The following is a 14,508-nucleotide window of genomic DNA, read 5'->3' as shown; positions in this document are numbered from 1 at the left end:
AAAGAGGTTGTTTGAAATTTTATTTTCGCAACCTCTTTTTTATTTTAATTTTTTAAGTTTATTTCCACTCTTTTAATCCAGTCCTTAACAAGACACTCAAATATTTCAGGCTGTTCTATCTGCAGATTATGACCTGCTGTATCAATTACCGAATAAGAACCTCTCGGATAATCTTCGGACAATTTTCCTAAATCTCTGTAACCTACAATATTATCCTGTCGTCCTGCAATAAATAAAACAGGATTTTCAAATCTGATTTTCCTCAAAAGTTCATCAGGCTCAAAAGAAAATTTATATTTTTCAAGCAATTTTTTTATAAATTCCATATTTGCAACTTGATTTCCCTCTTTTATATCTTCGACATATCTCTTGTATGTTCTTTCATCAGCAATTACTGCAAGTTCAGAAAATTTTCGTCTTTCTTCTTTATCCAGTTTTTCTAAAAAATTTTCGTCAAAAATCTCAATATTTTTAACAGGTAAATCTCTTTTCCCGTATTCGGGAACTGCTACAGGACAAACTAACAGCATTCCATCTACTCTTTCATGCATTTTAGCAAGAATTCCTCTGGCTATATATCCTCCATATGATTCTCCTACCAATAAAAAATTCTCATCCGTTATAAATTTAATAAACGATATTAAACTTTCCAGAATGAAGTCCGAACTTGGAAAATCCATCTTTACTTCAGATTTTCCCATTTCTGGTAAATCTACATATATTCTTTTATAATTTTTATTTTTAAATACAGGTTCCATACAATTTTCCATAAGTTTCATATGACAGGCTAATCCGTGTAGTAAAATGATCGGTTTACCTTCTCCTATTACTTTATAATGAAGTTTCAGGTTATCTTTTTCATAAAACATTTTTTAATTTCCTTCCTCTACAATTTCTCCAAAATTTCTTTTTTCAGTTTTTGAAAAGCTCTTCCTCTATGACTCACGCTTTTTTTCTCCTCAGGTGTTGCATTTCCAAAAGATTTTTTCAAATCATAAGAGTAAAATATCGGATCATAGCCGAATCCGTTATTTCCTTCTTTTTGAAATAAAATTTCTCCTTCAGTTTCTCCTCTGAAAGATTTCACACTCCCGTCAGGAAAAGCAATACTTACAACAGACACAAAATATGCTTTTCTTTTCTTTTTTTCAGTATTTGATAAATTTTTCAACAGTTTTTCCATATTTGATTCATCAGTTGCGTTTTCTCCCGAATATCTTGCCGAATATATTCCCGGCTCGCCGTTTAATGTGTCAACGCACAATCCCGAATCGTCCGAAACAGTTGTAATCCCTGTATATTCTGCTATTTCTTTCGCTTTTTTTGCCGAATTTTCTTCAAAAGTTTTCCCGTCTTCCACTACATCAGGAAAATCTATATTATCCAAAATCGACAATACTTCTATATTCATTCCTTCTGTCAGTTTTTCAAATTCCTTTATTTTTCCTTCATTTTTTGTTGCCAAAATTATTTTCATTTTACTGCCTCTCCCGATTTATCTGTTTTTATACTCTTCAAAATTATTTTTTATTATGTTATTTACAATTTCATGAACTTCTTTCTGTTCTTCTTTTGACAATTCCTTTAAATCAAGGGGTTTATCTACAATTATTTTTATATCTTTATTAGGTGTGATTTTTAAACTTTTTCTGTTTTGTACGTCATAAGTTCCTACTAAAGTTATAGGCACTATTCTTGCTCCTGTATCTGTTGCCAGTTTAAAGCTCCCTTTTTTAAATTCTCCTATTGTTCCGTCTTTACTTCTGCTCCCTTCAGGAAATATAACATAAGAATGTCCATTTTTTATTTTCGATATGGCTTCTTTCATATCTTTCATTCCCTGACGGACATTTTTTCTGTCCAAAAATATGCAGTCGAAAGATCTCATCCAACGACCTATCATCGGCCATTTTTTCATTTCTTTTTTCGCAATAAAAGAAAATTCCAACGGAAGATAACCTAAAAGAGCAGGAATATCAACATTACTTTGATGATTGGAAATCAAAATCACTGCTTCGCCTGTTTCTCTTATTTTATTTATCTCTTCTTCACTTCCGTTTTTATAAAGAGTTTTTACTTGACTTCCCGAAGCCCAAATAAGATTTTTTCCCCAATTTTTCCCCACTTTACAAACATATCGGTATCTTTTTTCTCCTTTATTCAGTAATAAATACCAATAATGAACAATAGTCCCGTAAATAAACGTTCCTACAATTATAAAATGGTAAAATAATGTTCTCATAATATTCCCCTTTCTATTCTTCAAAGTTTTCAAATCCGTCGAAATCTTTATATTCTTTTAATTTCCTGAATATTTTATCAAGCTCAAATCCCTGTCTTACAAGATATTGAACGAGTTTTTTTTCTTCTTTTTTTATATTTTTCAAAATCGCTTTTTTCAGCTTTTCATCTTCTACATCTTTTTCCGATTCTTCCTGAATGTCCATATATGCCTGTTCTATTTTTTCCTTGCTTATTCCTTTTTGAAGAAGATTGTATGTTATCCTCTGTTTACCGTATTTTCTGCTGTTTATATAAGACACGGCATAATTAAGATCGTCTATATAGCCCAATTCTGCTAACTTTAATACCGCTTTTTCGACCATTTTTTCATTATGGTATTTTTCATTTAATTTCATTTGAAGCTCTTTTTTTGTCCTGTCTTTTAGTGACAATAAAAATATTCCCTTTTCAAGAGAAGCCTCATATGAAATATCATCATAGAGGCTTTCAATATTGTCATTTACTTTTAAACAGTATTTTTGTCTTATTAACGGACTTACGTCCATAATTTCTTCAGTTGATAAATACAATTTATTCTTTTGTATCTTTTCTATTATCATTCTTCAATTTCCACTTCTTCTTTTTCTGCTTTAGCTGCGGATTTTTTAGCGGTTTCCTTTTTCGGTTTTGCTGTTTCTACAACTTCAGGCTCTTTTTCTTCTTCAGTTTTAGGTCTTATAGCATCAAGAACGTCTTTTTCCATTCTTTCGTATAATTCTTTATTTTCCTGCAACATTTTTTCCACGTTTACTCTACCCTGACCGAGTCTTTCATCGCCGTAACTGAACCATGCACCGCTTTTGGAAGCTACTCCCAATTCCAATGCGGCATCAAGTATTTCTCCTATTCTTGATATTCCCATTCCGTACATTACGTTAAATCTCGCTTCTTTAAAAGGAGGAGCTACTTTGTTTTTTGTTACTTTTACAAGAACTTCATTTCCTATAACTTCTTCACCCTGTTTTACCGAACCTACTCTTTTTACCTCCATTCTTACTGTCGAGAAGAATTTCAAAGCTCTTCCCCCTGAAGTAGTAGTTTGAGGTCCCGGAGTAAATGAAAATCCTCCGATTTTCTCTCTTATCTGATTTATGAAAATCATGACCGTACTCGATTTTGAAATATTTGCAGTCAATTTTCTGAGTGCTTTGGACATAAGTCTTGCTTGCAGTCCCATTTGCTGATCTCCCATTTCCCCTTCTATTTCGGCTTTGGGAACAAGTGCTGCAACCGAATCCACAACTATAACGTCCATCGCTCCGCTTCTTACGAGCATATCGGCTATTTCAAGGGCCTGTTCTCCTGTATCAGGTTGTGAAATCAAAAGTTCGTCTATATTTACACCCAACGCTTTGGCATATACAGGATCAAGAGCATGTTCCGCATCTATAAACGCAGCTACTCCCCCTTCTTTTTGAGCTTCGGCTATTACATGAAGTGCCAATGTTGTTTTCCCTGATGACTCGGCACCGTAAATCTCTATAATTCTTCCTCTCGGCACTCCGCCTATACCTAACGCCATATCCAGATTTATACTTCCTGTAGATATGGATTTCACGTTCATTTTCTGATTTTCTCCGAGTTTCATTATAGAACCTTCACCAAATTCTTTTTGAATCTGAGTCAATGCCAAATTCAGAACTCTTTCTTTTTCAGACTGAACTTTATTATCATCTTTTTCTTCTACCGCTTTTTTTCTCGCCATTTCATCTCCTTATTTTATAAATATCCCTTTTATAAATTCGCTTTTCTGTTTTTTAATTATTATCCGATTTAATTAATAAAAACGAACCCCTCAATTAATTTCACCTTCCCTTCTGTTGTATATTATAACAAAATTTTGAAAAAATAAAAAGAGCAAAACCGCCCTTTTTAATTTTTCATTCAGTTATTTTATCTGTTTTTTATTTTCCTGATTCTACCTGTTTTAATACTTCGGCAGCACCTTTTACTTTATTATTTACAGCTTCTTTTAATATTGAAACAGCTTCAGCTTTTTTACCCATTCCGTAATAAACTTGTCCCAATATCAATTTTGATTCGTTATCTTTATCTTCATTTATAGATTTTTTCAAATATTTTTCAGCTGCATTACCGTTTCCTAATTGAGCAAAATAGAATCCGATTTCTTTATTTAATGTCTTTTGATTTATTCCTTTTGTAGATTTTATTTCATTGTACATTGTATTTGCTTTTGCAGTATCATTTTTAGATTCATACAATGCCAATAATAATAATCTTGCATCTGTGTTATCTCTATTTGCTGCAGCCGATTTTTTCAAATAATCTTCAGCTTTAGTCAAATTGTTTACCTGTAAATAATAAGAACCTAACATTCCCAACACTTCAGCATCTTTACTTCCTGTTTTGCTGTTCATTTCCAATAAGATTTTTTCAGCCTGTGCATTGTTTTTTTCAGATAACGCTATTTGTGCCAATAAAAATCCTGCAGGCAATACTGCATTAGGTGATTGATTGTAAGAATCCTGTAAGTATTTTTTAGCTTGTGCAGTATTATTTTTTCCTAAGTAATATTGTCCTATGTTGAAATTCAACTCCGATGTAAATTCTTTATTTGTATTTCTGCTTGCTTCAGCATATTTTGCCTGACCTTTTGATTGCATATTGTTATCAAAATAGAATATTATTAAACTTGAAACAGCATCTACATCTTTTCCGCCTGTTTTATCATTTGCCCAAGTTATATATTTTTCAGCGTCTTTTACATTTTTTTCCTGAAGTGCAACAAGATACAATAATTTTGATGCTTCCAATGCTTCTTCTTTTGCCACGTCATACCCGTTCCATGCCATTGTCAAATATTTTTTTGCATTTGCTTTATTATTATTTTGCAAATAATATGCTCCTAATTGAAAGCTTGCTTTTGCTGAATATGCTTTATCCGAAGAATTTGCAACTCCTTCCAGAACTTTCACAGCTTCATTTATTTTTTTCTGCCCTGCCAATTTCTGTGCATTTTCAAAATCCGATTTTGCATCGGCAAATCCCAACGCACTTATGCTCAAGATTCCTAATACTAATAATAATTTTTTCATTTTATCCTCCTAATTTTTTTTACTTATTTATAAATTATTTTCTTAAATCCTCAACTATTCCCGTTTTGGAAGCCGTCTTATCGTCCACATTTTTTATAATTTTCGCAGGCATTCCCGCTACAACTACTTTTTCAGGAACATTTTCAGTAACTACCGCTCCCGCTGCGACAACCGAGCCTTTTCCGATTTTTACACCTTCCAGTACAACAGCATTTGCTCCTATTACCACATCATCTTCCACAATTACAGGATCTGCCGAAGGCGGCTCTATAACTCCGGCTAACACAGCACCTGCTCCGATATGACAGTTTTTACCGACTTTTGCCCTTCCGCCGAGTACCACGTTCATATCTATCATTGTTCCTTCACCGATTTCAGCTCCGATATTTATTACAGCTCCCATCATAATGACAGCTTTATCTCCTATCGTAACTTTATCCCTTATAATAGCTCCCGGCTCTATTCTTGCATTTATATTTTTTATATCAAGCATAGGAACTCCCGAATTTCTTCTGTCATTTTTCAAATAATAATTTTTCAAATTATTATTTTTAATAACTTCTTCGACATCTTTCCAATCTCCGATTATAAGTTTAAGTCCGTCTTTTCCTATAACTCTGCATAAACCTTTATCTGCTACTTCTTCGTCCGTATAAAGTTCTACCGGTGTTGTTTTTTCGGCACTTGCTATAAATTTTATTATTGCTTCCGACTTTTCAAGCTCAGTCATTATATCCTCCATTATTTATTCTTTCATATATTTTTCTTTATTTTATATTCAACACGTCTTTCATCGTGTATAATCCCGGCTTTTTATCTTTTAAATAAACTGCGGCTCTCACAGCACCTTCTGCAAATATTCTTCTTGATAATGCTTCATGTTTTATTTCTATTATTTCATCATTTTTTGAATATATTACAGTATGTTCTCCTACTATATTTCCTGCTCTTATTGAATGAACACCGATTTCTTTTTCAGTTCTTTTTTTGTGTCCTTCTCTTCCGTAAACAGTTTCATACTTCTCATCAAGATTTTCATTTATAACTTCAATAAGAGTGTTTGCCGTACCGCTCGGAGCATCCAGTTTTCTGTTATGATGTTTTTCTATCACTTCTATGTCAAAGCCTTTTAATAGCCTTGTAGCATAGGCAGTAATTTCGTTCAGAACATTTACTCCTATGGAAGTATTTGTTGCTCTTATTATCGGTATTTTCTCCGATGCTTTTTCTATTTTCTCGATTTGCTCTTTACTGTGACCTGTCGTAGCTATCAAAACAGGCACTCCCTTTTGAATACCCGCTTCCAGTATTTCTTCCAACAAACTGAAATGTGAAAAATCTATAATTGCATCATAATCCCTATTTTCATTTTTCAATGTTTCAAAATTACCTTTTCCCAAAGGATCAACAAATCCCTCAAATTCATTTCCCGAATTTATAATAGCCTCTTTTACATAATTAGCCATTACTCCGGCACCGTAAACAATTATTTTCATATTACTCCCGTTTTTTTATTCGCTTAATTATTATAGAGTTTACCGCTTTGTTTATGCTTTTGTGTCTCTTATAAAAAACTTAGATAACCTATCGTGTGTATTAATTTTATTACTTTTTTTAACATTTCAAATTATTATTCAAATATTAAATATTCACTATTTATGTCCTCACTAAGCCAGACTTTATTTTTTGAAAGATAAAATACATGCCCGTTATCATACATTTTTCCTGACTCGACTTTTATTATATAAGGTTTTCCGTGTCTTTTCCCTACATTGTAAGCAGTTTCATAATCAATAGATAAATGAACATACTGCCTCGATATTTTTCTCAATCCTTCTTTTTTAATAATTTCTACATTTTTCAGAGCAGTACCGTGATAAAGATATTGAGGCGGTTTTACAGGCTTTAAATTCAAATTCACATTTATACTGTGTCCCTGACAAGCCCTTATTTTTTTATAATCATCACTGAACTCATATCTTTTTTTATCGTTGGTTTTTACAATTTCATTCAGTTTAGCAAAATCTATTGCACTACCCGAAAGATTTATCTTATTTATAAGTTCTTCGGTATCTGCCCAGCCATTTTCATCCAACTCCAGATTTACAGCTTCAGGATGATGCCTTAGTATATAACTTATAAATCTTCCTAATTTAACATTTTCATCTTTATGTTTTGCCATTTTTCTCCTAAATATTTTAAATGAGGGCTTTTTTTGCCTCCATAATTTCATTCAACATTCAAATTTTACAACATGAAATGATTTCATTTTCTATTTTTCCGATTTTGAAAAAAGGAAGATGAAATGTTCTTTTCTATTTTTTTCTTAAAAAAGTAAACAATGCAAATAATTAAGAACTTCTTACCCCTGTCATTATAAGTTTTTCAGGCTTTGCTTTTCTTACTTCTCTTTCTATAAGATTTTCCGAAGCTCCTACTTTCAAGAGTCTTTCCAATACTTCTACTGTAAACTCGTCATCATCTGCAACAGGATTTTTCATAAGTTCTATAAACTCACGATTTTCCTCTGTAGGAACAGGGCTATTTACATATTTTATTATCTGATTAGTATTTTTATCTTCTTTAACTGTTCCCCATACCAAATCAAGGTTATTTGACAATTTATCCGACGGAGCTATTGCTTCCGAAGAATGTGCCACTTCAGAGAAATTTCCGTATTTATCTTCATAACCTATAAATACTTCATAATTCTGATTCGTATCCACATCTCCTATATAGTGTGATCCTATTCTTTCATGTCTTATTATTTTTTTATACTCATTTCCGCCTTTGAACAGTTTTATAACAATATTATCAACTATGTCTTTATTTTCTGACAATTTTTCAAAAGTATCATCCCTTATTTCCCAATAAACATAAAGAGTTGTAGGATTTTTAGGCATCAAAACAACTTCGTCTACAAAGTATGCAGCCGGTAAAGGAGCTTTATCAAAATAAATATCTTCTTTGGATTCTCCGTCGTATTCTGCACCTTTAGCAAACTTCAATCTGTTAATTTCAGTTTCTTTTTCTCTTTTTCTTATCTGATCGTCATCTATTCCTTTGTAGTTAAAATCAAACTCTTCCTGAAAATCGCTTTTATATTTTCTGTATTTCTTTCTGAATGTTCTCATTAATTTTTTATTAGGATAATTTCTGTAATAACTTCTTGTTCTGTAATTAAAAATCCCTTCAACTGAAAAATCAATTTCTTCTACTTCACGAATTGCAGTTTCCTCATTTTGACTTTTTCTGTCGATAAATTCTTCTTTAATTTCCTCAAATTTTTCAGCTGCTTTTTCTGCAAATTCCTCTATTTTTTCTACAATGATATTTTTCTTTTCTTCTGTTTCATGATTTTTTTCAATATTTTCACCAAAAGCTTGGCTATATTTATAGCCTTTTTTTTCAAGCTTTTTCATAATTTTTTCTTTATTGAAAGACAACCCCATAAATATTTTCTCTTTTTTAGCACAGTTTATCAATTCTTCCTTTGTCATTTCATCCAAGTATTTCATACACGGCCTCCATTTTTTATTTTTATTTTACTTAATTTAACTGACTGTACTTATGTAAAATTCTGAATTTGATTATTTTCTTCTCAAATTCTCCTGTATTCGTTTTTTAGTTCCTAAAATATCCTGTTCTTCTCTTATTTTATGCTGTTTTGCAAGTTCAATCGCAGCTTTCTTGGCAAGTTTTACAGCTTCGGCTCCGCTTGCCTCCATCATATCTTCACCTAAAATTACGACTTTATCCTGTCTCACTTCTAAAAATCCGCCTTCGAGATAATATGTAGTTTCCACATTGTCTTTTTCCCGAACAAGCATTTCTCCCGCACCTAACGAAGATACAAAATTCGCATGTTTTGCAAGAATTCCTATATCTCCGTTTTCAGTTCTCACTTTTACAAAAAGCACGGGTTTCTCAAAAACAAGACCTTCAGGGGTTACCGCTTTTAATATAAATTCCGTAGCCATATTTTATCTCCTAATAAATTATTCTCCTAATAATTCTCTTGATTTTGCAACAACTTCGTCTATACCGCCTACATACAGGAATGCCTGTTCAGGTAAATCATCATGTAATCCTTCAAGAATTTCCTTAAATCCTCTTATTGTTTCTCTCAAAGGTACATATTTTCCTTTCATACCGGTAAACTGTTCCGCAACAGAGAACGGTTGCGAGAAAAATCTTTGTATTTTTCTGGCTCTGTTTACTATAAGTTTATCTTCGTCGGACAGTTCGTCCATTCCCAATATTGCTATTATATCCTGTAATTCTTTATATCTTTGCAATACTCTCTGAGTTTCCCTTGCAACTTTATAGTGTTCGTTTCCTACTATTTCAGGCTCAAGTATTCTCGATGTGGAATCCAGAGGATCTACTGCCGGATAAATACCTAAAGATGCTATCGATCTTGATAATACCGTTGTCGCATCCAAATGAGCAAAAGTAGTTGCCGGTGCCGGATCTGTCAAGTCATCTGCCGGTACATATACTGCCTGAACAGAAGTTATGGATCCCGAACTTGTGGAAGTTATTCTTTCCTGTAATGTTCCCATTTCAGTAGCAAGGTTAGGCTGATATCCTACTGCCGAAGGCATTCTTCCAAGCAATGCCGACACTTCCGCTCCTGCCTGAGTAAATCTGAATATATTATCTATAAACAATAGAACGTTTTGTCCTTCTTTATCCCTGAAATATTCCGCCATAGTAAGTGCTGTAAGAGCTACTCTAAGTCTTGCTCCCGGCGGCTCGTTCATTTGTCCGTAAACTAATGCAGTTTTATTCAAAACTCCGCTTTCTTTCATTTCGTTATACAAGTCCCGACCTTCTCTCGTTCTTTCTCCGACACCTGCAAATACCGAAAGTCCTCCATGCCCTTTGGCAATATTATTGATAAGTTCCTGTATCAGAACGGTTTTTCCTACTCCCGCTCCTCCAAACAGTCCTATTTTTCCTCCTTTAAGATAAGGAGCCAATAAGTCCACTACTTTTATTCCTGTTTCAAGAATTTCCGAATCAGTTCCCTGACTTTCAAAAGAAGGAGCTTCTTTATGTATGGAATCTACCGCATCAGGAATTAATTCCTCTCCGGCATCCACAGTTTCTCCAAGCACGTTAAATATTCTCCCTAACGTTTTTCTTCCCACAGGCACCTGAATAGGTCCTTCTTTATCTATTACTTCCATACCTCTTCTCAATCCGTCAGTTCCCGACATTGCAATCGCTCTCACAACGTTATTTCCCACGTGAGAATGAACTTCTGCAACAATTTTTTTGCCGTCTTCGGTATGTATTTCCAGTGCATTGTATATATCCGGCAATTTATCCGGAAATCTTACATCTACAACCGGTCCGATTACCTGAACCAGTGTTCCTTTATTTTCCAAGTTATAAACCTCCTTTTTCTACTTTAAGGCTTCAGAGCCTCCGACAATTTCGGACAATTCCTGAGTAATCTATCCCTGTCTTTCTCTGTTATATTGAACTGTCAATTTCTTTATCATTTCGTCGGCATTATCATTTGCCTGTCTCATCGCTCCCATTCTGGCAGAATGTTCACTCGCCGAGCTTTCAAGCAAAGCCTGATACAGTTTTATATTCAAAACTTTAGGAATAAATGCTCTCAACACTTCGTCTTCAGAAGGCTCAAAGATGTATTCCTGTGTAGGAAGCCCTTCTTTTTTCTCTATAGGAAGTATTTTTTCAAGCTGAACATTGTATTCTATTGCCGAAACAAATTTTGAATATAGTAAATACACTTCATCGTAAAAATCATTCAAATAAAATTCAACTATATCTTCACTGATTCTCTTAGCTTTTTCAAACATCGTTTCAGGAATAAGCTGAACATATTCACTGTCTACGGATATATTCTTACTTTTACAGTAATCTCTCGCTTTTTTACCGATAGTTATCACACTGACTTCTTTATTTTCTTTTTTGAAGTCTTTTATCATCTCTTCCATTCTTCTCAGCATATTTGTGTTAAAACTTCCGCAAAGTCCTCTGTCCGAAGTCATTATTACAATTCCTATTCTTTCAACTTCGGGCTTTCCGTCAAATATAACATGCTTTTTCCCCGTCAAACTGGCAACAAGATTGTCAAAGGCTATATCGAGAGTATCCGAATAACTTCTCGATTTCAAAGTCAATTCCTGAAATCTTTTGAATTTCGTAGATGAAACTATATTCATTGCATTGGTAATTTGACTAGTATTTCTTACACTATCGATTCTTTCTTTTATTTCTTTCATATTTGCAGCCATACATCACACCTACTTACCATACATAATCCTGTTTATAGCCTACTATATATTCATCCAGCTCTTTTTTCACTTCATCGTTCAATTTTTCTTCTTCTCTTATTTTATTCAAAATTTCACTGTTTGTTCTCAAACTGTCTATCAAATCATGTTCAAAATTACTTACTTTTTCAGTAGGAACATCATCGAAATATCCGTTAGTTACACAGTAAAACGATACCACTTCTTCTTCGACTTTATATGGATTGTACTGTTTCTGTTTCAACACTTCCATTATTTTCGCTCCTCTGTTTAACTGATCCCTTGTAGCTTTATCAAGATCAGAGCCGAATTGAGCAAAAGCCAGAAGTTCGTTATATTGGGCAAGCTCGATTTTCACTTTTGAAGAAACCTGTTTCATTGCTTTTATTTGTGCACTTCCTCCAACCCTAGACACTGATACTCCCGGATTTATTGCCGGTCTGAATCCTGAATTAAACAAATCCGTTTCAAGGAATATCTGTCCGTCTGTTATAGATATAACATTTGTAGGAATATAAGCGGATATATCTCCCGCTTTTGTTTCAACGATAGGCAATGCAGTAATCGAACCGCCTCCCAATTCATCGCTTAATTTAGCCGCTCTTTCCAATAATCTCGAATGCAGATAGAATACGTCTCCCGGATATGCTTCCCTTCCCGGAGGTCTTCTAAGTAATAACGACATTTCTCTATAAGACACTGCGTGTTTGGATAGATCATCATATACTATCAATACATGTTTTCCCTGTAACATAAAGTATTCAGCCATTGCAACTCCGGCATAAGGTGCCAGGTATTGTAAAGGTGCCGCTTCGGAAGCTGTTGCCGCTACTATTGTAGTATATTCCATAGCCCCTTCTTCTTCAAGCTTTTTATAAATCTGAGCAACAGTAGATCTCTTCTGACCTATCGCAACATAAATACAATATACGTCATTTGATTTCTGATTTATTATTGCATCTATAGCTATTGCCGTTTTTCCTGTCTGTCTGTCGCCTATTATTAACTCCCTCTGTCCTCTACCTATGGGTACCATTCCGTCTATGGCTTTTATACCTGTCTGCAAAGGTTCACTTACAGGTTTTCTGTCAATGATACCGTAAGCAGGACTTTCAATATCCATATATTTTTCGGCAGTTATCGAACCTTTTCCGTCTATAGGTTCTCCCAGTGAGTTTACTACTCTTCCGAGTATTTCTTCTCCTGCGGGAACCTGAGCAATTTTTCCTGTTCCTTTTACAATTCCGCCTTCCTTTATTCCCCTTGTTTCCCCGAAAATCACGGCTCCTATATTATTTTCTTCCAAGTTCAATACCATTCCTGTTGTGCCGTTCTCAAATTCAAGCAACTCTCCCGACATGGCATTATTAAGTCCGTATATTCTTGCTATTCCGTCTCCTACTTCCAGTACTGTTCCTGTATTGGAAATATCAAGAGTTTTTTTATAATTTTCAATTTCTGTACGAATTATTTTACTTACTTCTTCTGGTTTGATCCTCAAGAAAAAGCACCTCCAATTTTTAGATCGTTTTTTTCAAAGCCTCTATCTGATGTTTTATAGAACCGTCTATAACTTCATTTCTTATTTTGACAATCCCGCCTCCTATAAGGCTTTCATCGACTTTAACATTCAAAACTACCTTTTTTTTATATTTTGATTCCAATTTTTTTATTAATTTATCTTTCTGCTCTTCGGACAACTCTTTAGCAAATATTGCAGTTATCGGAAGTTTATCATTTTCAGTATAATATATTTTCAAAAATTCTTCTTTTATATAAGGAATTAAGGATAATCTTCCTTTTTTTACTATGTAATTAACTATTCTCAACGCTTCTTCACTTACAAAATCAAAGGCTCTTTTCAAAAAATCTTCTTTTTCCTCTACTGTTATAACAGGATCGGACAAATATTTTTTAAATTCTTCTTCTTCTTCGTATTTTTCCATCATCAGACTCAAAACTTCACGAATTTCGCTGATTTTATTGGAAGACTTTGCTATATCATAAATAGCCGAAGCATATCTTTTAGCAATTCCGCTTTTGTCCATAATATTAATCTCCTATTTCATCAATAAAATTATCGATTATTTCATCTTCTTTGTCTTTTATATTTTCTTTTATAATTTTTTCTGCAAGCTCAAGTGCCATTTCTCCGACTTCTTTCTGAAGTTCGAATTTAGCATTCTGCCTCATTTTTTCGATATCGGCTTCAGCTTTCATCATCATTCTTTCTCTATTTGTCATTGCAGTGGATATAATCTGCTCTTTTCTCTCATCAGCCTGTCTTTCGGCTTTAATCAGAATTTCATTAGCTCTTCTTTTAGATTCTTTTTTCAATTTTTCCGAAGCGGTTTTTTGCTCTTCAAGTTTCTCTTTTTCCTTTTCTACAATCTCCATTTCGGATAAAGCCAAATGTTTTCTTTCTTCTATTACTTTTTCAATTTTTTTTGCAAAAACTTTCCAAAAAATATACACCAATATTAGAAAATTTATTATTTGGATAGCCATTGTAAAATCTATATTTATTAAGTTTGATCCTTCTGACATCTTTTTCTCCTTAAATATTTTTCGGAATTTCAATTTTTATAATTTTCAATAATTTAATCTTGACTATCCCTTCAAGAATATCAATAAGAACGATATTACTAAAGCATAAATCCCTGTGGACTCTGTAATCGCAAGTCCTATAATCAAAGTCTGCATAATATCCTGTTTTGCTTCAGGCTGTCTTGAAACTGCTTCAACCGCATAAGCTGTAGCCATTCCTTGTCCCAAACCTGCTCCTATTCCCCCTATCGCTGCTATTCCTGCACCTAACAATGCTGCTGCCTGTACTAATCCTTCCATTTTTATCCTCCTAAATTTTAATATTTATT

Annotated in this window: 17 protein-coding genes; all 17 read right to left on the bottom strand. The window is 33.5% G+C overall.

Going from position 1 to position 14,508, the window contains the following annotated elements:
- Nucleotides 1–44: 44 nt before the first annotated feature.
- The 17 genes from FVE72_RS04350 to atpE all read right to left on the bottom strand — a co-directional run bounded on the left by FVE72_RS04350 (nucleotide 45) and on the right by atpE (nucleotide 14,479).
- Nucleotides 45–869 (bottom strand): alpha/beta fold hydrolase, encoded by an 825-nt coding sequence (locus FVE72_RS04350; RefSeq protein WP_026737388.1) that lies wholly within the window; start codon nucleotides 867–869, stop codon nucleotides 45–47.
- A gap of 17 nt (nucleotides 870–886) precedes the next feature.
- Complete coding sequence (locus tag FVE72_RS04345) at nucleotides 887–1,477, bottom strand: XTP/dITP diphosphatase (protein WP_036056073.1); 591 nt, start codon at nucleotides 1,475–1,477, stop codon at nucleotides 887–889.
- A gap of 18 nt (nucleotides 1,478–1,495) precedes the next feature.
- Complete coding sequence (locus FVE72_RS04340; RefSeq protein WP_026737387.1) at nucleotides 1,496–2,242, bottom strand: lysophospholipid acyltransferase family protein; 747 nt, start codon at nucleotides 2,240–2,242, stop codon at nucleotides 1,496–1,498.
- Nucleotides 2,243–2,255: 13 nt separating this feature from the next.
- On the bottom strand, nucleotides 2,256–2,843 hold the full coding sequence (locus FVE72_RS04335; RefSeq protein WP_026737386.1) for a regulatory protein RecX: 588 nt from the start codon (nucleotides 2,841–2,843) through the stop codon (nucleotides 2,256–2,258).
- Entirely contained in the window at nucleotides 2,840–3,988 is a 1,149-nt protein-coding gene (recA, locus tag FVE72_RS04330; RefSeq protein ID WP_006807472.1) for a recombinase RecA, read from the bottom strand. Before recA ends, FVE72_RS04335 begins: the two co-directional genes overlap by 4 nt.
- Before the next feature lie 199 nt (nucleotides 3,989–4,187).
- Nucleotides 4,188–5,339, bottom strand: a complete 1,152-nt coding sequence (locus tag FVE72_RS04325) for a tetratricopeptide repeat protein (protein ID WP_006807560.1) — start codon at nucleotides 5,337–5,339, stop codon at nucleotides 4,188–4,190.
- Between the two features lie 34 nt (nucleotides 5,340–5,373).
- Complete coding sequence (gene dapD / locus FVE72_RS04320) at nucleotides 5,374–6,069, bottom strand: 2,3,4,5-tetrahydropyridine-2,6-dicarboxylate N-acetyltransferase (protein WP_026737385.1); 696 nt, start codon at nucleotides 6,067–6,069, stop codon at nucleotides 5,374–5,376.
- Nucleotides 6,070–6,106: 37 nt separating this feature from the next.
- Complete coding sequence (gene dapB / locus FVE72_RS04315) at nucleotides 6,107–6,835, bottom strand: 4-hydroxy-tetrahydrodipicolinate reductase (RefSeq protein WP_026737384.1); 729 nt, start codon at nucleotides 6,833–6,835, stop codon at nucleotides 6,107–6,109.
- Between the two features lie 134 nt (nucleotides 6,836–6,969).
- Nucleotides 6,970–7,521 (bottom strand): RNA 2'-phosphotransferase, encoded by a 552-nt coding sequence (locus FVE72_RS04310; protein WP_026737383.1) that lies wholly within the window; start codon nucleotides 7,519–7,521, stop codon nucleotides 6,970–6,972.
- Between the two features lie 169 nt (nucleotides 7,522–7,690).
- Complete coding sequence (locus FVE72_RS04305) at nucleotides 7,691–8,857, bottom strand: DUF4912 domain-containing protein (RefSeq protein ID WP_006807514.1); 1,167 nt, start codon at nucleotides 8,855–8,857, stop codon at nucleotides 7,691–7,693.
- A gap of 72 nt (nucleotides 8,858–8,929) precedes the next feature.
- Nucleotides 8,930–9,319 carry an ATP synthase F1 subunit epsilon gene (gene atpC, locus FVE72_RS04300; protein ID WP_026737382.1) on the bottom strand — a complete coding sequence of 130 codons (390 nt, stop codon included), beginning with the start codon at nucleotides 9,317–9,319 and terminating at the stop codon, nucleotides 8,930–8,932.
- 18 nt (nucleotides 9,320–9,337) lie between these two features.
- Nucleotides 9,338–10,735, bottom strand: coding sequence for a F0F1 ATP synthase subunit beta (atpD, locus tag FVE72_RS04295; RefSeq protein WP_026737381.1), 1,398 nt, complete (start codon nucleotides 10,733–10,735; stop codon nucleotides 9,338–9,340).
- A gap of 69 nt (nucleotides 10,736–10,804) precedes the next feature.
- On the bottom strand, nucleotides 10,805–11,614 hold the full coding sequence (gene atpG, locus FVE72_RS04290) for an ATP synthase F1 subunit gamma (protein WP_051411740.1): 810 nt from the start codon (nucleotides 11,612–11,614) through the stop codon (nucleotides 10,805–10,807).
- A gap of 13 nt (nucleotides 11,615–11,627) precedes the next feature.
- A complete protein-coding gene (gene atpA, locus FVE72_RS04285; protein WP_006807482.1) occupies nucleotides 11,628–13,133 on the bottom strand; it encodes a F0F1 ATP synthase subunit alpha in 1,506 nt (501 codons plus the stop codon).
- Nucleotides 13,134–13,152: 19 nt separating this feature from the next.
- Nucleotides 13,153–13,680, bottom strand: a complete 528-nt coding sequence (atpH, locus tag FVE72_RS04280; RefSeq protein ID WP_006807465.1) for an ATP synthase F1 subunit delta — start codon at nucleotides 13,678–13,680, stop codon at nucleotides 13,153–13,155.
- A 4-nt stretch (nucleotides 13,681–13,684) separates the two neighbouring features.
- Complete coding sequence (gene atpF / locus FVE72_RS04275; protein ID WP_006807463.1) at nucleotides 13,685–14,179, bottom strand: F0F1 ATP synthase subunit B; 495 nt, start codon at nucleotides 14,177–14,179, stop codon at nucleotides 13,685–13,687.
- 63 nt (nucleotides 14,180–14,242) lie between these two features.
- Nucleotides 14,243–14,479: an ATP synthase F0 subunit C gene (gene atpE, locus FVE72_RS04270; protein ID WP_006807556.1), complete on the bottom strand. Its 237-nt coding sequence runs from the start codon at nucleotides 14,477–14,479 to the stop codon at nucleotides 14,243–14,245.
- Nucleotides 14,480–14,508 lie beyond the last annotated feature (29 nt).

The sequence above is a fragment of the Pseudoleptotrichia goodfellowii genome (assembly GCF_007990505.1).
GTDB lineage: Bacteria > Fusobacteriota > Fusobacteriia > Fusobacteriales > Leptotrichiaceae > Pseudoleptotrichia > Pseudoleptotrichia goodfellowii.
Note: the sequence above shows the minus strand (reverse complement) of the source record. Positions and strands in the feature narration are given on the sequence as shown.

What these genes read in the sequence shown, in the direction of transcription:
- dapB (WP_026737384.1), bottom strand. Translation starts at nt 6,835, where the DNA reads ATGAAAATAATTGTTTACGGTGCCGGAGTAATGGCTAATTATGTAAAA.
- atpG (WP_051411740.1), bottom strand. Translation starts at nt 11,614, where the DNA reads ATGGCTGCAAATATGAAAGAAATAAAAGAAAGAATCGATAGTGTAAGA.
- FVE72_RS04350 (WP_026737388.1), bottom strand. Translation starts at nt 869, where the DNA reads ATGTTTTATGAAAAAGATAACCTGAAACTTCATTATAAAGTAATAGGA.
- FVE72_RS04340 (WP_026737387.1), bottom strand. Translation starts at nt 2,242, where the DNA reads ATGAGAACATTATTTTACCATTTTATAATTGTAGGAACGTTTATTTAC.
- recA (WP_006807472.1), bottom strand. Translation starts at nt 3,988, where the DNA reads ATGGCGAGAAAAAAAGCGGTAGAAGAAAAAGATGATAATAAAGTTCAG.
- atpE (WP_006807556.1), bottom strand. Translation starts at nt 14,479, where the DNA reads ATGGAAGGATTAGTACAGGCAGCAGCATTGTTAGGTGCAGGAATAGCA.
- atpF (WP_006807463.1), bottom strand. Translation starts at nt 14,179, where the DNA reads ATGTCAGAAGGATCAAACTTAATAAATATAGATTTTACAATGGCTATC.
- FVE72_RS04335 (WP_026737386.1), bottom strand. Translation starts at nt 2,843, where the DNA reads ATGATAATAGAAAAGATACAAAAGAATAAATTGTATTTATCAACTGAA.
- FVE72_RS04325 (WP_006807560.1), bottom strand. Translation starts at nt 5,339, where the DNA reads ATGAAAAAATTATTATTAGTATTAGGAATCTTGAGCATAAGTGCGTTG.
- atpC (WP_026737382.1), bottom strand. Translation starts at nt 9,319, where the DNA reads ATGGCTACGGAATTTATATTAAAAGCGGTAACCCCTGAAGGTCTTGTT.
- dapD (WP_026737385.1), bottom strand. Translation starts at nt 6,069, where the DNA reads ATGACTGAGCTTGAAAAGTCGGAAGCAATAATAAAATTTATAGCAAGT.
- atpH (WP_006807465.1), bottom strand. Translation starts at nt 13,680, where the DNA reads ATGGACAAAAGCGGAATTGCTAAAAGATATGCTTCGGCTATTTATGAT.
- FVE72_RS04310 (WP_026737383.1), bottom strand. Translation starts at nt 7,521, where the DNA reads ATGGCAAAACATAAAGATGAAAATGTTAAATTAGGAAGATTTATAAGT.
- FVE72_RS04345 (WP_036056073.1), bottom strand. Translation starts at nt 1,477, where the DNA reads ATGAAAATAATTTTGGCAACAAAAAATGAAGGAAAAATAAAGGAATTT.
- FVE72_RS04305 (WP_006807514.1), bottom strand. Translation starts at nt 8,857, where the DNA reads ATGAAATACTTGGATGAAATGACAAAGGAAGAATTGATAAACTGTGCT.